Annotated in this window: 17 protein-coding genes; 6 read left to right on the top strand and 11 right to left on the bottom strand. The window is 67.8% G+C overall.

From position 1 onward, the window contains the following. Positions 1–63: 63 nt before the first annotated feature. Both WDZ97_RS18935 and dnaE read right to left on the bottom strand, forming a co-directional pair. Entirely contained in the window at positions 64–549 is a 486-nt protein-coding gene (locus WDZ97_RS18935) for a WbuC family cupin fold metalloprotein (protein ID WP_304000736.1), read from the bottom strand. Between the two features lie 245 nt (positions 550–794). Continuing rightward, positions 795–4313 carry a DNA polymerase III subunit alpha gene (gene dnaE / locus WDZ97_RS18930; protein ID WP_304000735.1) on the bottom strand — a complete coding sequence of 1173 codons (3519 nt, stop codon included), beginning with the start codon at positions 4311–4313 and terminating at the stop codon, positions 795–797. 86 nt (positions 4314–4399) lie between these two features. On the opposite strand from dnaE, the gene WDZ97_RS18925 reads away from it, so the two are divergent. After that, positions 4400–6145, top strand: a complete 1746-nt coding sequence (locus WDZ97_RS18925; protein ID WP_425763779.1) for a pyrroloquinoline quinone-dependent dehydrogenase — start codon at positions 4400–4402, stop codon at positions 6143–6145. Here WDZ97_RS18925 and WDZ97_RS18920 read toward each other — a convergent pair. Then, the gene (locus WDZ97_RS18920; RefSeq protein ID WP_425763778.1) at positions 6142–6681 is read right to left on the bottom strand and encodes a GNAT family N-acetyltransferase; all 540 of its coding nucleotides are present in this window, start codon (positions 6679–6681) and stop codon (positions 6142–6144) included. The genes WDZ97_RS18925 and WDZ97_RS18920 overlap by 4 nt on opposite strands. 195 nt (positions 6682–6876) lie before the next feature. Here WDZ97_RS18920 and WDZ97_RS18915 point away from each other — a divergent pair, with 195 nt between their 5' ends. Beyond that, positions 6877–8880: a methyl-accepting chemotaxis protein gene (locus WDZ97_RS18915; RefSeq protein ID WP_425763777.1), complete on the top strand. Its 2004-nt coding sequence runs from the start codon at positions 6877–6879 to the stop codon at positions 8878–8880. 145 nt (positions 8881–9025) lie between these two features. Then, positions 9026–9478 carry a PA2169 family four-helix-bundle protein gene (locus WDZ97_RS18910; RefSeq protein ID WP_304000730.1) on the top strand — a complete coding sequence of 151 codons (453 nt, stop codon included), beginning with the start codon at positions 9026–9028 and terminating at the stop codon, positions 9476–9478. A gap of 108 nt (positions 9479–9586) precedes the next feature. Here the strand turns inward: WDZ97_RS18910 and WDZ97_RS18905 are convergent, their stop codons facing one another. From WDZ97_RS18905 to WDZ97_RS18875, 7 genes are all read right to left on the bottom strand, one after another. Further along, positions 9587–9964 carry a hypothetical protein gene (locus WDZ97_RS18905; RefSeq protein ID WP_425763776.1) on the bottom strand — a complete coding sequence of 126 codons (378 nt, stop codon included), beginning with the start codon at positions 9962–9964 and terminating at the stop codon, positions 9587–9589. A gap of 39 nt (positions 9965–10003) precedes the next feature. Further along, positions 10004–10498: a hypothetical protein gene (locus WDZ97_RS18900; RefSeq protein ID WP_425763775.1), complete on the bottom strand. Its 495-nt coding sequence runs from the start codon at positions 10496–10498 to the stop codon at positions 10004–10006. An 88-nt stretch (positions 10499–10586) separates the two neighbouring features. Beyond that, complete coding sequence (locus WDZ97_RS18895; protein ID WP_425763774.1) at positions 10587–11051, bottom strand: DoxX family protein; 465 nt, start codon at positions 11049–11051, stop codon at positions 10587–10589. Next, positions 11048–11845: a putative DNA-binding domain-containing protein gene (locus WDZ97_RS18890; RefSeq protein ID WP_425763773.1), complete on the bottom strand. Its 798-nt coding sequence runs from the start codon at positions 11843–11845 to the stop codon at positions 11048–11050. The genes WDZ97_RS18895 and WDZ97_RS18890 overlap by 4 nt, the downstream gene beginning before the upstream one ends. Beyond that, the gene (locus WDZ97_RS18885; RefSeq protein WP_425763772.1) at positions 11829–12662 is read right to left on the bottom strand and encodes a DUF692 domain-containing protein; all 834 of its coding nucleotides are present in this window, start codon (positions 12660–12662) and stop codon (positions 11829–11831) included. Before WDZ97_RS18885 ends, WDZ97_RS18890 begins: the two co-directional genes overlap by 17 nt. Positions 12663–12709: 47 nt before the next feature. Beyond that, positions 12710–12976 (bottom strand): DUF2282 domain-containing protein, encoded by a 267-nt coding sequence (locus tag WDZ97_RS18880; protein WP_425763771.1) that lies wholly within the window; start codon positions 12974–12976, stop codon positions 12710–12712. A 112-nt stretch (positions 12977–13088) separates the two neighbouring features. After that, entirely contained in the window at positions 13089–13979 is an 891-nt protein-coding gene (locus WDZ97_RS18875) for an ROK family protein (protein WP_425763770.1), read from the bottom strand. Positions 13980–14039: 60 nt separating this feature from the next. Here WDZ97_RS18875 and WDZ97_RS18870 point away from each other — a divergent pair, with 60 nt between their 5' ends. The 3 genes from WDZ97_RS18870 (at position 14040) to WDZ97_RS18860 (ending at position 15001) form a co-directional block, all read left to right on the top strand. Further along, entirely contained in the window at positions 14040–14366 is a 327-nt protein-coding gene (locus WDZ97_RS18870; RefSeq protein WP_425763769.1) for a DUF1840 domain-containing protein, read from the top strand. A gap of 78 nt (positions 14367–14444) precedes the next feature. After that, positions 14445–14807 carry an Hpt domain-containing protein gene (locus WDZ97_RS18865; protein ID WP_425763768.1) on the top strand — a complete coding sequence of 121 codons (363 nt, stop codon included), beginning with the start codon at positions 14445–14447 and terminating at the stop codon, positions 14805–14807. After that, positions 14804–15001 carry an oxidoreductase-like domain-containing protein gene (locus WDZ97_RS18860; RefSeq protein WP_425763767.1) on the top strand — a complete coding sequence of 66 codons (198 nt, stop codon included), beginning with the start codon at positions 14804–14806 and terminating at the stop codon, positions 14999–15001. Before WDZ97_RS18865 ends, WDZ97_RS18860 begins: the two co-directional genes overlap by 4 nt. Positions 15002–15022: 21 nt before the next feature. Here WDZ97_RS18860 and WDZ97_RS18855 read toward each other — a convergent pair whose 3' ends face one another. Continuing rightward, complete coding sequence (locus WDZ97_RS18855; protein WP_020166229.1) at positions 15023–15361, bottom strand: P-II family nitrogen regulator; 339 nt, start codon at positions 15359–15361, stop codon at positions 15023–15025. Positions 15362–15380 lie beyond the last annotated feature (19 nt).

Below are 15380 nucleotides of genomic sequence, written 5' to 3'. Positions count from 1 at the left end.
TGAAGGGTGACTGTGTAATTTCGTGACCTCCGGCCTGTAAGGCAGTATGCCCCAGTGAGCGGGTCAGCGCATCCGTTCGCCATCGAACAGACCCTGCATCCAGTCCAGCCAGCGCCGCGCCGGCTCACCGTCGGCCGGTGCCCAGGGCGCGAATTCGGCCTCGGTCAGCGCACGGTAGGGGCCCGCTTTCGCCTCGAACATGACAGAGCCGGGTTCGAGGGCCACCAGACTGTGAAACTGACCGTGCGCGATATCGACGCCGAAGCGCTCGCCACCGGGTGCCAGCACGCAGGTTTCCTGCACTGCACCGCTGTCGTCGAAAAGGATGCACCCCAATCGACCCTTCACGCAGAGGATGGTTTCATCCTTCAGCGGATCGAGATGTCGGTGGGGTCTGACATAGCTGTCGGGTTCGATGGCATTGAGCAGGCGGTGCGCCGGATGATCGTCGTGCGGATGGAAGTTGCGGTTCATCCGTCGGCGCGGGCTGCGCTGCGCCTCGGCAACCACCGCGTCGAGCAGTGCCCGGTCCAGCCAGCGCGCGCTCATGCCACGACCCTCCGGTCACTGCGTGACCACCTCCCCGTGGGAGCGTGAGCGCCCTCTTCGGGCGGCCGGGCGAGGGCGTTCATTCCACGGCCCTCCGGTCACTGCGTGACCACCTCCCCGAGGGAGGGTGAGCGACCTCTTCGGGCGGCCGGGCGAGGGCGCTCATGCCACGACCCTCCGGTCACTGCGCGACCACCTCCCCGAGGGAGGGTGAGCGACCTCTTCGGGCGGCCGGGCGAGGGCGCTCATGCGTACGCCACCGATACCGCGTCGGCCGGCAGCCAGTCGCGCAGACCATCGAACAGCGCGTCGTCGAGCCGGACCCGCCACGGATCGCCGAAATCGAGCGGCGCGACGGCGTCGTTGCTGCGGTAGTGCAGGCGGACCGCGCAGCCGCTTTCGGTGCGGAAGGGTTCGAGCAGACTGCGCAGCCGGGCGCAGGCGGCGTGCGCACCGAGCGTGGCCACTTCGCCGTTCAGCTTCAGTTCGAGCCGGCGCGCGAAGCGGGCGCGTGCCTCGCCGGCACTGAGCAGGCTGTCGGCGACGACGCGCATCGAGTTCGAATACTCATCGAACTGCGCCCGGCCCTCGACCACCAGCACTTCGTCCTCGCGCAGCTTGTTGCGCGACGCTTCGTACAGTTCGTTGAACACCGACACCTCGATCTGCGCCGTGCCGTCGTCGAGCGCGACGAAGGCCATCTTGCCGCGACGCGTCATCTGCACGCGCGAACTGACGACCAGACCGGCGACCACGGTCGGATCGCGCGACGATTCGAGCTGGGCCAGCTTGCGCCGGGCGAAGCGCGAGAACTCCTGTGCGTAGCTGTTATAGGGATGGCCGGACAGGTAGAAACCGAGCGCCTGCTTCTCGTTGGCCAGCTTTTCGCGCTCGCTCCACGGCTTGACCTGCACATACTCCGGCGCGCGCGCGCCGGTGCCGCTGGGGGCGTCGTCGAACAGGCCGCCCTGGTGCGCGTTGGCCGCCGCCTGTTCGGCCGCCTCCATCGCCAGCGCGACGCTGCTCATCAGCGTGTTGCGGTCGTGCGGCGTGCCGGCGATCGTCGCGTCGAAGGCGCCGGCACGGATCAGCGCCTCGATGGTGCGGCGGTTCACCATGCGGCGGTCGACGCGCAGGCAGAAATCGAAAATGTCCTTGAACGGCCCGCCCGACTTGCGGGCTTCGAGAATGCAGTTCACCGCCTGCTCGCCGGTGCCCTTGACCGCGCCGAGGCCGTAGCGGATTTCGCTGCGCGACACCGGCACGAAACGGTATTCGGACTCGTTGACGTCCGGCGGCAGGATGGTGAGCCGGTTCTTCTTCGCGTCGAGGTAGAAGATATTCACCGTGTCGGTGTTGTCCATGTCGGACGACAGCGACGCGGCCATGAAGGCGGCGCAGTGGTGGGCCTTCAGCCAGGCGGTGTGGTAGGTGACGACGGCGTAGGCGGCGGTGTGCGACTTGTTGAAGCCGTATTCCGCGAACTTGGTCATCAGGTCGAACAGCTGTTCGGCCAGCGCCGGGTCGTAGCCCTTCTCCTTCGCACCGGCGGCGATGGTTTCGCGGTGCTTGGCCATCTCCTCCGGCTTCTTCTTGCCCATCGCCCGGCGCAGCATGTCCGCACCACCGAGCGTGTAGCCGCCGATGATCTGCGAAATCTGCATCACCTGTTCCTGGTACACGATGACGCCATAGGTCGGCGACAGGCAGGCTTCCAGGTCCGGGTGGAAATAGTCGATCGCCTGCTGGCCCTTCTTGCGCAGGATGAAGTCATCCACCATGCCCGAGCCGAGCGGGCCCGGCCGGTAGAGCGCCAGCACGGCGATGATGTCCTCGAAACGGTCCGGTGCGAGCTTGCCGAGCAGCTTCTTCATGCCCTCGGATTCAAGCTGGAAGATGGCGGTGGTGTTGGCATCCTTCAGGATCTGGTAAGCGGCCGGATCGGTGAAGGGCAGGCTCAGCAGGTCGGGCCGGTTGCCGGTCATGCGCTCGATGTAGTCGACCGCCAGCTCGATAATCGTCAGGTTGCGCAGACCGAGAAAATCGAACTTCACCAGGCCGATGGCTTCGACGTCGTCTTTGTCGAACTGGCTCACCGGCGAAGCGTCGTCGCCATCCTGCTGGTAGAGCGGGCAGAAGTCGGTGAGCTTGCCCGGCGCAATCAGCACGCCGCCGGCGTGCATGCCGACGCCGCGGGTCAGGCCTTCCAGCGGTTCGGCGAGGCGCAGCAGCTCCCGCACTTCCTCCTCGGCCTGTTCGCGCTCGGCCAGCTGCGGCGCCTGTTCGCGCGCCTCGGCCAGCGACAGCGGCTTGTTCTGCACCACCGGGATCAGCTTGGACAGCTGGTCGCAGAAGTTGTAACCCATGTCGAGCACGCGGCCGACGTCGCGGATGACCGCACGCGACGCCATCGTGCCGTAGGTGGCAATCTGGCTCACCGCGTCGGCGCCGTACTTCTGGCGCACGTACTCGATCACCTTCCAGCGGTTGTCCTGGCAGAAGTCCACGTCGAAGTCGGGCATGGACACCCGCTCCGGATTCAGGAAGCGCTCGAACAGCAGCGCGTAGGCCAGCGGGTCGAGGTCGGTGATGCCGAGCGAGTAGGCGACCAGCGAGCCGGCGCCCGACCCCCGACCGGGGCCGACCGGAACGCCGTTCTTCTTCGCCCAGTTGATGAAGTCGGCCACGATGAGGAAGTAGCCGGGGAAGCCCATCTGGATGATGGTGTCGCACTCGAACTTGAGCCGCGCCTCGTATTCCGGCCGCTTCTGCTCGCGCACCGTCTCGTCCGGGTAGAGCTGGGCCAGACGCTTCTCCAGGCCCGCTTTCGCCTCGGCGATCATGAACTCGTCGATGGTCATGCCGGGCGGCGTCGGGAACTGCGGCAGGTAGTTCTTGCCCAGCGTCAGCGTCAGGTTGCAGCGGCGCGCCAGTTCGACCGCGTTGTGCAGAGCCTCCGGAATGTCGGCGAACAGCGCGGCCATTTCGGCCGAGGTCTTGAAGTACTGCTGCTCGGTGAAATCGCGCGGCCGGCGCTTGTCGCTCAGTACATAGCCCTGGGCGATGCAGACGCGCGCCTCGTGCGCCTTGAAGTCGTCCGGCGACATGAACTGCACCGGGTGGGTGGCCACGACCGGGATGTCCATTTCCGACGCCAGCGCGCAGGCGTCGGCGATATAGGTTTCGGTATTCGGGTGGCCGGCGCGCTGCAGCTCGATGTGGAAGTCGCCGTCGAACAGCCGCAGCCATTCGGCCGCCGCACGGCGTGCCGAATCCATATTGCCGGCCAGCAGCGCCATGCCAACGTCGCCCAGCATGCCGCCGGACAGCGCGATCAGACCGGCCGTGCCCTCGGCATCGCGCTCCAGCCACTCGCGGCGCAGCTCGGCGCGGCCGCGGTACTTGTTTTCCAGGTAGGCACGGGTAAGCAGCCGGCACAAGGTGCCGTAGCCCTCGCGGTTGCGCGCCAGCAGCAGCAGGCGATGCGGCTTGTCGCGCTCGGCGTCGTTGCTGACATAGACATCGACCGCGCAGATCGGCTTCACGCCCTTGCCGCGCGCCGCCTTGTACAGCTTGACCAGGCCGAACACGTTGGCGAGATCGGAAATGGCGATCGCCGGCATGCCATCCTTCGCGGCGGCCTTGACCGCCGCATCGACGGTGACGATGCCATCGACCACCGAGTACTCGCTGTGGATGCGCAGGTGGACGAAAGGTGTGGGGGCCTCGGCGGCCGGGGAGAGAGTGGTGCTGTCGGAGCTCATCCGGCGATTTTACTCGGCCACGCCGAACGTAACGACTGCAGGGGCGACTGCGCTAGCATCGTCGCTTTCCGTCACCGCCGGACACCATGCGCCGCCACCTCCTGCCCCTCGTACTGCTCGCGCTCGCCCTGCCCGCCGCCGCACAGAAGGACCGCGACTGGCCCACCTTCGGCCTGGACCATGCCAACACGCGGCTGGCCGACCTGCCGGCAATCACGCCGAAGACGGTGAAGAAGCTGGTGCCGAAGTGGATCTACCAGAGCGGCGTCGCCGCAACCTTCCAGGCGACGCCCATCGTCACCGGGGGCCGCATGTATGTGTCACTGCCCGGTTCGCACGTGGTCGCGCTGGATGCGCGGACCGGCGCCGAGCTGTGGCGTTACACGCACCGGAAGCGCACCGAGAAGCTGTGCTGCGGCCCGGCCAACCGCGGGGTGGCGGTGGACGACGGCCGCGTGTTCGTCGCCACCGTCGATGCCCGCCTGGTGGCACTCGACGCCACCACCGGCAAACCGGCCTGGGACATCGAACTGGCGCGGCCGGACAGCGCACTGACCGAAAGCGGTGAAGGCATCAAGGGCGAGGTCGGCGGCGGCTCGGGGGTGGGCGCGGCAGCGGCGCCGCTGGTGGTGGACGGCAAGGTGATCGTCGGCATCAACGGCGTCGGCTATGGCCTGCACATCGATGCCCAAGGCCGCGCCGGCCAGCTGGCCGCCGTCGTGGGCATCGCCGGCAAGTACGGCGGCATCGGCTTTCTCGCCGCCTTCGACGCGAAGACCGGCAAGCGCGTGTGGCAGTTCGACACCGTGCGCAAGCCGGCGGAGGGCGGCTGGGAGGGCGATTTCGTCGAGCGCACCGCCGACGGCCTGCCGCTGAACCGCAATATTGCCGAGGAACGCGCCAATGCCGGCAAGTACGCCGACGCCTGGGAATACGGCGGCGGCTCGGTATGGAACGCGCCGGCCTACGACGCAAAGAGCGGCCTGCTCTACTTCGGCACCGGCAATCCGAGCCCGCAGATCAACGACAGCACTCGCCCGGGTGACAATCTGTATACCGCCTCGCTGGTCGCCATCGACGCGAAGACCGGCCGCCACGCCTGGCACTTCCAGCAGATTCCGCACGACAAGTGGGGCTACGACGTGGCCAGTCCGCCGGTACTGTTCGACCATCGCGAGCCGGACGGCCGCGTCGTGCCGGCGGTCGGCCAGGCGTCCAAGCTGGGCTGGTTCTACGTGCACGATCGCGCCACCGGCGCCCTGCTCTACAAGTCCGACGCCTTCGTGCCACAGGACAACCTGTTCGCCGCCGCCAGCCGCGAAGGCACGCGCATCACGCCGGGCGTGGCGGGCGGGGTTAACTGGTCACCTGCCGCGCTGGACACACAACGCGGTCTGGCCTTCGTCGCCGCGATGCACATGCCCATGCGCTACTGGATCAAGGAAAGTGCGGCCACCGCCGACAAGCCGGCGCAGCGCTATGACAGCATGGAACCGGCGGACGAGGCGCAATGGGGCGTGCTGGCGGCGATCGACCTGAAGAAGCGCGGCAAGCTGAAGTGGACGGTGAGGACCGATCAGCCACTGATCGGCGGCGTGCTGGCGCTGAAGTCCGGCGTCGTGTTCACCGGCGAGGGCGACGGCCATCTGTCGGCCTTCGACAGCCTCTCGGGCAAGCGGCTGTGGCGCTTCCAGACCGGCGCCGGCGTCAATGCGCCGCCGATCGCCTACGTGCTCGACGGCAAGCCCTACGTCGCGGTAGCCGCTGGCGGCAGCGCGATCTGGGGCTACCGCCAGGGCGATGCGGTCGTCGTGTTCGGGCTGCCCGACTAAAGGTCGTCCACGGCCTTCAGCAGGCGGCGCAACGCCGGCGGGTCGAGCCGCATCACGTACTCCAGCCCGTCGACCTCGTCGATGAAGGAGGCGATGCGACGGAAGCCCGTGCTGGCCAGCAAGGAGCACGAGGCGAGATTGTCCGGCCGCACCGAGGCGATGAAACGCGGCACGCCCTGATCGAGATGTGCCCAACGCAGCAGCGCGATCAACGCTTCGCGGCCGAGGCCGCGGCGGCGGTGCGGCGGATAGACGGTGTAGCCAGTCTCGACGCCGTCCGGCGCGTAGGGCAGCAGATACTCCGGCGCCGGCCGCGTGTGAAAGCCGGCGTGGCCGACCATTTCACCGCTGTCGCGCAGGGCGACGGCGCGCACCGACCACGGCGCATAGTCCGGGTCAGACCTCAGGTCGGCCAGTCGCAGTGCCGCCAGATCGGCTTCGGCGAGCCAGTCCTCGGCGACCGTCAGACCGATCAGCCCGGACAGATCCCGCACACCGCAACCCTCGGCCGACGCCTGCAGGAAGTCGGCGCTCATCGGTCGCAGCAACAGACGAGGGGTCAGGATATCCACGGTCGGGCAGCATCGGACATTACGGGGCGGAGAAGATAGCCGGTCTGGCGCCGCCCTTCCAGCCCGGCAGGAAATGGTGCATTGCGTTCACAAATTTTTCCCCTAAAGAAACTTTCTTGATCGTCGTCAACCCCTTCTCACTCAAGAACGAGGTCGATCATGAATCTGCACGCCCTGAGTCTGCGCACCAAGCTGCTGGCATCCACAGTCATCACCGTCCTGCTCTGCTTCTCGGTCACGCTGGGGGTGCTCGCCTGGCGCAGCCATCAGGCGGTGCTGGAACAGGGTCTGGCACGGGCTGAGAGCGTGGCCGCCTCGGTCGCGCACGACGTCGGCGCCAACCTCGACGAAGCGATGGCCGTGTCGTCCACGCTGGCACTGTCGCTCGAAGGCCTGCACGCGAAGGGCTCGCCCGACCGCGACGCGGTCAGCCGCCTGCTGCGCCGTACGCTGGAAGGCCGCCCGGCACTGCTGGGCGTCTACACCGGCTGGGAAGCCAACGCCTTCGACGGTCGCGATGCCGACTTCGCCGGCAGCACCGGTCATGACGCCAGCGGCCGCTTCGTGCCTTACTGGAGCCGCAGCGGCGACAAGCTGTCGGTCGAAGCGCTGGTCGATTACGACAAGCCGGGGGCCGGTGACTATTACCAGCAGCCGAAGAAGACCGGCCGCGCCTATCTCGCCGAGCCTTATGAATACGTGGTCGGCGGCCGGAAGATGCTGATCACCTCGCTGGTCAAGCCGCTGGCCGTCAATGGCCGCTTCGCCGGCATCGCCGGCGTCGATATGGCGCTCGACCGGCTGGCCGACGACCTCGGCCGCATCAAGCCCTTCGACGTCGGCACCGTTGCGCTGTACGCGCCGTCCGGCCTCGTCGTCGCGCACACCGACGCCGCCCGCATCGGCAAGCCGGCCGCCGATCTGCCGGCCGACGCACTGGCCGCGCTGCGCGAAGGTCGCAGCCTGCAGTGGCGCGACGCCGCCGGCGTGCGCCACTTCCTGCAGCGCGTGTCGCTGAGCGACGGCGACGCCTGGTGGGGCAGCGTGGTGTCGGTGCCGGAAGACGTGATCACCGCGTCGGCCAACGCGCTGCGCAACACCGCCATCGTCATGGGCATCGTCAGCGTGCTGCTGACCGCCGGCGTGCTGTTCGCACTGCTCGGTGCGATGACCCGGCCGCTGGAAACCCTGGCCGACGCGATGCAGGCGCTGGCCAGCGGTGAAGGCGACCTGACGCGCCGCCTGCCGGAAACCCGCAGCAGGGACGAGCTGGGTCGCGTCGCCACCTCGGTGAACGCCTTCCTCGGCAGCCTGCAGCGCATGTTCATCGAAGTGCGCGATCAGAGCCACACGCTGGTCGGCGGCATCCGCGAAGTGTCGGACGCCACCAGCCACATCGCCGGCAGTTCGCGCTCGCTGGCCGGCACCACCGGTGACAACGCGGCGACCATCGAGGAAATCACGGTGTCGATCGGCCACATCGCCAGTCACGCCAACGACGCCAATGGTGTCATGCTGGACACGCACACCGCGTCGCAGCGCAGTGGCGAGGCGGTGCGCGGCATGCAGACGCATATGCGCGACATCGCCGGCAGCATGGAAACACTGGCCGGTTCGCTGACCGGCCTGGCCGAACGTTCGGTGCAAATCAACGGCATCGTGCAGGTGATCCGTGAAATCGCCGACCAGACCAATCTGCTCGCGCTCAATGCCGCGATCGAAGCCGCCCGCGCTGGCGAGCAGGGCCGCGGTTTCGCCGTCGTCGCCGACGAGGTGCGCAAGCTGGCCGAACGCACCAGCAATGCCACCACCGAAATCCGCGACATGATCGCCGCCATGCACAGCGAAACCGACCGCGCGGTGGACAGCATGAACAGCACGCGCGAAGCGGTCGAGTCGGGCGTCGAGCGCGCCGCCCGCGTGGCCGAGGAGATCGGCGGCATCGAGGCCGGCATGCAGCGCGCCGCCGAACGGGTACGCGAGATCGCCGAAGCGACTCAGGAACAGTCGGCCGCCACCACCGCGCTGGCGCAGTCGGCGGAGCAGGCGTCCGAAGTGGTGCAGAACACCGACGAGGCGATCCAGCGCACCTCGGCCACGCTGTCGCAGATCGGACGCGCCTCCGACCATCTGGGCGAACTGGTCGGACGCTTCAAGCTGTAAGCCACGGTTCGGGCGGGAAGACATCCCGCCCGGGTCGGCGCAGGACTACGCTGTCCTACGTCGGACACCCACAGCCCTCATGGCAGCGCACACCTAGGATGAGGATTCGGCGGCACGTCGCCGCACTCATCACCGAGGAGACGTCATGAGCAATCGCACTGTCATCGAAGTCCTGAACACCCTGATCGAAACCTGCAAGGATGGCGAGTACGGCTTCAACGAATGCGCCGAGCACGCCCAGGCCGGACAGCTCAAGGCGCTGTTCAACAACCGCGCGCTGGAATGCCGCGCGGCCGCACTCGAACTTCAGCAGATCGTTGCCGCATCCGGCGGCGAACCCGATACCAGCGGCACTGTGAGCGGCGCCCTGCACCGCGGCTGGGTGTCGCTGCGCAGCGCACTGCCGGGTGACGACAATGTGGCCATGCTGAACGAGGCCGAACGCGGCGAGGACAAAGCGCTGCAGCGCTACCGCGAGGCGCTGTTCCAGCCGCTGCCGTCCGACGTGCGCATCGTGGTGCAGCGCCAGCTGGCCGGCGTGCAGCGCAACCACGACCAGATCCGCCTGCTGCGCGATCAGTACCGCGCCGTCGCCTGACCGGCCGGACGCCCGTAACGCGGACCGCCTCCGGGCGGTTCCGCCCACTGCTTCTTCATCCCGTTCTGGAGCGCTCAGCGCGCAGCATCGACCGCGGCGTGGTCGTGCTCAGCGCGACAGCATCGTCGCCAGCGCGATGACGACGAACACCAGCAGCCCGGTCCCGGCCACGGTGATGACGCGGACGCGCAACCTGAGCGCCCCGATCTCGCTCACCAGTTGCGCGTTCTGTTCGGCCAGCGTGCGGATGAGCTGGGACGAGGCGAGCGCCTCCTTCTGCAATTCCGTCACCGCCTGTTCCAGCGCAGCGATGCGTACGTCGTCGCTGGCGCCGGGCGGCGCGACCACGGATGGCTCCTCGCCCTTCTTCCGCTTCTTCGCGACACGCTCCCACAGCGCGTTGGCGCCCTGCACGACAGACGGTGCGGCGGCGATGACGTCGCCCCAGGGGACTGCCTTGACGGCGCCGAGCAGACTGATGGACATGGATGGACCTCGACGGATATCTGGAGCGTCAGCCTACGTTCACCACTTCGCCAGATCAATGCCGAAGGTGAACATGACGCCGGCGGTGCCCAGCAGCGCCACCTGCGCGCTGTAGCGGTCCACCTGGTAGCCGAGCGCCGGAATGACGGCGAAGGCCACACCATTGTGGTTGAACGGAATCTTGTCCTCGTAGCGACCGGTGTAGCCGAGCAGCGCACCGGCAGTCACCTTCACGTAAAGATTGGAACTGATCGAGTCCAGGTCCCAGCGCTTGCCGGCGTAGTAGTACTCGGTCGGCTGATCGAAGGAGTTGCGCAGGAAGGATGCGCCGGCCAGCCACTGCGACGGCGCCATGTATTCGAGACCGATCAGGCCGGGCGTGTTCTTGTGGTCCGGATCGTGGTCCCAGTGGTGGACGTAGGGACCCAGCTGCAGACTCAACACATGGTTGCCTTCATCGGCAAGCGCCGGTGCGGCGACGATCAGACAAGCGCTGGCGAGCAGCGCATACAGGGTATTGTTTTTCGATTGCACGATGCCTTGCCCTGGATGGAATATGGATGGGGCAGGCATGGTGCGGGTCATGTTCCCGCAAACGATGACCGCAGTGTTGCCGGATGTTTCACCGCGTCGCGCGCCAGCGGACCAGCCAGTGATCGGCGGACAGCAGGCCAGGCCCGAAAGCAAGCACAGCCAGCAGGCCGGCGCCCCACCACAGATGGGACTGCACGGCAGCCGGGCACTCGAAGGCCCACAGCGCAGGATACGCCATCAGCGCCATCGCATTGACGACGGTCAGTCCGAGCGCGGCGAAGCGACCGGCCAGGCCGATGGCGAGCAGCGGCGGCAGCAGCAGTTCGCCGGCAGTGCCGAGCAGCGCGGCCAGCGCCGGCGGCAGCAGCGGCACCGAATATTCCTCGGTGAACAGGAAGAGCGTGGTGTCCCAGTCCTCGATCTTGGTCAGGCCGGCCTTGAAGAAGACCGAGGCGATATAGAGGCGCAAGGCAAGCAGCAGCAGCGGACGGCCGTAATCGGCCAGGCGGGCGAACGGCAGGGCAAAGTCGTAAAGACGAAGGACGGCATTCATGCGGGCGCTCCCGGGGTGACAGGCAGGTGCAGCCAGCCGCCGGCAAGTGCCTGCGCAATGGCCGCTGCAAGATCGAAATGCGGGTCGGTCGCGCTGGCTGCAGCCCACGCTTCGCCCACCGGCGCGCCATCGACCAGCGCCTGCCAGAAGGCATGCGTTGCCGGTTGCAGCGCGCCGACGCGCACGCGGTAGCCTTCGCGCCAGACGACGGCGTGTTGCGGAAGATCGAGGTCGATGGTGAGCTCGCGCGCGTGCGGACCACCGGCCTCCGGCGGGTGTTGCAGCCAGATGTCGGCCACCGGCCAGCGGCTGGCGTGCAGTGCGAAGCCGGGCGTCATGCGCACGCGCAGTGCCGCCAGTGCGTCGGGCGCCAGGCCGGCGAACAGCTCGCCGCCTGCCGGCCGCGCGTCGGCTGCCGTCGTTGCCACATGCACCGACCATTCGAGACGGGCGACGTCCGGCAGATAGGGCAGCGCGCGCACCGGTTCGAAGCCATCGAGGAAGGCGGCGAAGCGGTCGCCGTAACGGTTCAGGTCGCCGTCGCGCGACGGACAGGCCGCGCGATAGCGGCGCGCCAGCGCATCGAAGTAGTCGTCGCCGGTGATCTGCCGGCAGACCGGGTAGGCCAGCCGCAGTGCCGCCGTGGCGTTGGCGATCGAGGTGGCGCGGTAGATCGACAGCAGCGCCCGGTTGCGAACGTCGTTGCCCGCCAGCAGCGGCAGCGCATCGTCCTCGCCGTCGGCCGACGACAGCGCGGCGCCGAAGCGGCGCTGGACTTCAAGCAGCGCGGGCACGAGGATGCTCCGCATGATGGCCACCGATGCGGTCGGCCTGCGCCGCCTCGGCCAGCAGCAGGTCGAGATCGGGCAGGTCGGTGTCCCACTCGATCAACGCCGGCGCGCCGACACCGCGCTGCCGCACATCGCGCAGCAGCGCCCATACGTCGTCGCAGACGCAGCTGCCGTGGGTGTCGATCAGGCCGTGTTCGGTGACCGCGTGACCGGCCAGATGGATTTCGCCGACCGCGTGCATCGGCAGGCGGTCGAGCACGTCCAGCGGGTCACCGCCGAAGTTGCGCGCATTCACATAGAGATTGTTCAGATCGAGCAGCAGACCGCAGCCGGTCAGGCAGACCAGTTCCGCCAGGAAATCGGCTTCGCTCATTTCGCTGTCGCGGAACTGCACGTAGGTCGACAGGTTTTCGAGCAGCACCGGCCGCTTCAACCGGTCCTGCAGTGCGGATACGCGGCCGGCAACCAGCGCCAGCGCCTCACTGGTGTACGGGAAGGGCAGCAGGTCGTTGTAGTGGCGGTCAGCGATCCGGCCCCAGCACAGGTGTTCCGACACCAGCGCCGGCTCGAAGCGATCCACCAGCGCAGCCAGCCGCTCGACGTGCGCATCGCCGCCGCCGTCGGCCGACGCCAGTGCCAGACCGACGCCGTGCAGACTCAGCGGGTAGCATTCGCGCGCGCGCTGCAGCACCTGCAGCGCCGCGCCGCCTTCGTGAAAGAAGTTCTCGCTGTGCACTTCGACGAAGCCCAGCGGCGGGCGCTCTTCGAGCACCCGTGCATAGTGCGGCTGGCGCAGGCCGATGCCGGTCGGGGAGGACATGATCATGATCGACTGCCGGCGCGGCGGGCGCGCCGGCTGCGCTCCGATTACTTGCCCGGCGCCATCGTCTTGCCACCCATCTTCTCGCAGGTGCCGGCGGCGACGAACTTCCATTCATTCGGGTCGTTGTCCATCTTGGCCTGACCGGCGCAGCTGTGGCTGCCATTGGCCGAAGCGCAGTCGTTGGCGCCCTTCTTGGCGACGCCGTAGCACTTCTCCTTGCCCTTGTCATCGGCGGCAAGAACCGGGTTGGCGACCACACCGAGCGCGAGGACGGAAGCGAGTGCGGCATGCAGTGCAACGGATTTGCTCATCTATGTACTCCTCTGAAGTGACAGGCTGGAAGCCGCCTGTGGGGCTTGCACGGCAGTAGACCTGCAAGCGCAGCGAACCTTACAGCGGTCCGCGAAAAATGCCGGCAGCACCTCACCACAGCCAGGCGGCACCGCGCACGCCCGACGAATCGCCGTGCAGCGGCGGGCACAGCCGGGTGACGATGCGGTCGGAGAACACATGGGGCACCCACAGCCGTGGCACCTGTTCGTACAGCCGGCCGATCGAGGACAGTCCGCCGCCGAGCACGATCACGTCCGGATCGAGCAGATTGATGACGCCGGCCAGCGCGCGCGCCAGCCGCGCCTCGTAGCGCTGCAGCGTCGCTTCGCAAACAGCGTCTCCCGCGGCGGCGCGGGCCACGATGCGTTCCGGCACCGCCGTCTCGCCGCTTGTCCGCAGATGGTCGGCCGCCAGCGCCGGACCGGACAGCCAGGTTTCGACGCAGCCGTGGCGGCCGCAGTAGCAGGCCGGCGCATGACCGCCGGTGTCGTCGCCCGGCGGCAGCGGGTTGTGCCCCCACTCGCCGGCCACGCCATTGGCGCCCTGCAGCACGCGGCCGTGGACCACGACACCGCCACCGACCCCGGTACCGAGGATGACGCCGAACACGACGTCGGCACCCCGGCCAGCACCGTCGACCGCCTCGGACAGCGCAAAGCAGTTGGCGTCGTTTGCCAGCCGCACGGCGCGACCGAGCGCCGCTTCGACATCCTGCTTGAGCGGCCGGCCGTTGAGGCAGGTCGAATTGGCATTGCGCATGCAGCCGTCGACCGGCGACTGCGAACCCGGTGTGCCAATGCCGACGCTGGCGCGCACACCCAGCTCGCGCTCGGCCTGCGTCACCATCCCGGCGATCAGCGCCACCGTGGCCACGTAGTCGCCAGCCGGTGTCGGCACGCGCCGGCGCAGGCGCACGGCGCCATCGTCGCCCAGCGCGATCAGCTCGGTCTTGGTGCCGCCGAGATCGACGCCTATGCGCATGGCGCAGCCACCACGTTCCGCGCGACAATGTCCTTCGTCACCCACCGAGGTCCATCGATCATGATCGTCACCTTCAAGTCATCCGCCACTGCCGACACCCTCATGTTCGGCGACAACGCAAAGCAGCTGCTGTCGCTGATGGGCAAGTCCTTCGACGCGACGGGCATTATCACGCTGGAGCAGCTGCCCGCCGCGATCGACGCACTGAAGCAGGCGATCGTCGCCAGCCGGGAAGCGGAACGCGCACAGCCGCAGGACGACGACAACCCCGAGGACCGACCACCGGCCATGCTGATGCCGGTGTCGCTGGCCCAGCGTGCCGCACCGCTGATCGAACAGCTCGAACGTTCGCTGAAGGCGAAACAGCCGGTGATCTGGGAAAGCTGAGGGTGCTCAAGGCGCGGCGGCGCCGGTCGTTGATGTGTGCGACACCGACTGTTTACCCGACGACACCGTCCGCACACCATGCCGACCACCACCGCACCTCCGATACTCGACGACGCACGACTGGCCGAATTGCAGGACATGCTCGGACCGGTCATCGATGAAGTGCTGCGCGCCTGGCTGCAGGACACGCCGCGCACGCTGCAGACGGTGCGCCGGGCACTGCGCGACGGCGAGCTCGGTGCCGCCCTCTGCGCGGCGCATGCACTGAAGGGCAGTTGCAGCAATGTGGGTGCGGCCAGCCTGTCGGCGAGCGCCGAGGCGCTGGAATGCGCGCTGCGAGAGGGCGGCGTCGATTGCAGCGCAGCAACGATCGCACTGGCGCAGCTCGACGGCGAGTACGACAATGCGGCCCGTCTCATCACTGCCCGCTTCCGCCTATGACCGAAATGCTGTCGGCCGCATCGCTCGACGAGGATGTCGCCCCCGTTCCGCCCACCATGCCGATGGACTCCGAGTGCTGCGAATCCGGCTGCGAGCGCTGCGTATGGACCGTCTATCAGGAAGAGAAGCTGGAGTACGAACGCCGCTACGCTGCCTGGCTGCAGCGGCATCCAGAAGAACGCCCGCACCTGTGACCGGCGCGGGCGCAGAGCGGATCAGCCCTGCGGCGACCCGATGGTGGTCTTGTTGATGAACACCGCCCGGTCGATCGGCACCACCCAGACCAGACCGTCGCCGGTCTGGCCAGTGCAGGCAACGCTGATGATGCGGCGCACGATGTCATCGACCTTTTCGTCGGGGGCGACGATTTCGATCCGCACCTTGGCGGAGTAATCGGTCAGCTCCTCCTTGATATTGTGCGGTGTGTGCTCGCTCGGCGCACCGAAGCCCTCGACCTTGCTCACCGTCATGCCCGGGAAGCCGGGCATTTCACGCAATACGGTGCGCAGTTTCGGCAGCTTGTTCGGCCGGATGATGGCGCGAATTTCCTTCATGTCGTCTCTCCGTCTTCGA

The organism is Methyloversatilis sp. MC4-4 (genome assembly GCF_049843555.1).
Classification (GTDB): Bacteria; Pseudomonadota; Gammaproteobacteria; order Burkholderiales; family Rhodocyclaceae; genus Methyloversatilis; species Methyloversatilis discipulorum_B.
Note: the sequence above shows the minus strand (reverse complement) of the source record. Positions and strands in the feature narration are given on the sequence as shown.

Coding starts and splice junctions, on each gene's coding strand:
- WDZ97_RS18935 (WP_304000736.1), bottom strand. CDS start 549: ATGAGCGCGCGCTGGCTGGACCGGGCACTGCTCGACGCGGTGGTTGCC.
- dnaE (WP_304000735.1), bottom strand. CDS start 4,313: ATGAGCTCCGACAGCACCACTCTCTCCCCGGCCGCCGAGGCCCCCACA.
- WDZ97_RS18925 (WP_425763779.1), top strand. CDS start 4,400: ATGCGCCGCCACCTCCTGCCCCTCGTACTGCTCGCGCTCGCCCTGCCC.
- WDZ97_RS18920 (WP_425763778.1), bottom strand. CDS start 6,681: ATGAGCGCCGACTTCCTGCAGGCGTCGGCCGAGGGTTGCGGTGTGCGG.
- WDZ97_RS18915 (WP_425763777.1), top strand. CDS start 6,877: ATGAATCTGCACGCCCTGAGTCTGCGCACCAAGCTGCTGGCATCCACA.
- WDZ97_RS18910 (WP_304000730.1), top strand. CDS start 9,026: ATGAGCAATCGCACTGTCATCGAAGTCCTGAACACCCTGATCGAAACC.
- WDZ97_RS18905 (WP_425763776.1), bottom strand. CDS start 9,964: ATGTCCATCAGTCTGCTCGGCGCCGTCAAGGCAGTCCCCTGGGGCGAC.
- WDZ97_RS18895 (WP_425763774.1), bottom strand. CDS start 11,051: ATGAATGCCGTCCTTCGTCTTTACGACTTTGCCCTGCCGTTCGCCCGC.
- WDZ97_RS18885 (WP_425763772.1), bottom strand. CDS start 12,662: ATGTCCTCCCCGACCGGCATCGGCCTGCGCCAGCCGCACTATGCACGG.
- WDZ97_RS18880 (WP_425763771.1), bottom strand. CDS start 12,976: ATGAGCAAATCCGTTGCACTGCATGCCGCACTCGCTTCCGTCCTCGCG.
- WDZ97_RS18875 (WP_425763770.1), bottom strand. CDS start 13,979: ATGCGCATAGGCGTCGATCTCGGCGGCACCAAGACCGAGCTGATCGCG.
- WDZ97_RS18870 (WP_425763769.1), top strand. CDS start 14,040: ATGATCGTCACCTTCAAGTCATCCGCCACTGCCGACACCCTCATGTTC.
- WDZ97_RS18865 (WP_425763768.1), top strand. CDS start 14,445: ATGCCGACCACCACCGCACCTCCGATACTCGACGACGCACGACTGGCC.
- WDZ97_RS18860 (WP_425763767.1), top strand. CDS start 14,804: ATGACCGAAATGCTGTCGGCCGCATCGCTCGACGAGGATGTCGCCCCC.
- WDZ97_RS18855 (WP_020166229.1), bottom strand. CDS start 15,361: ATGAAGGAAATTCGCGCCATCATCCGGCCGAACAAGCTGCCGAAACTG.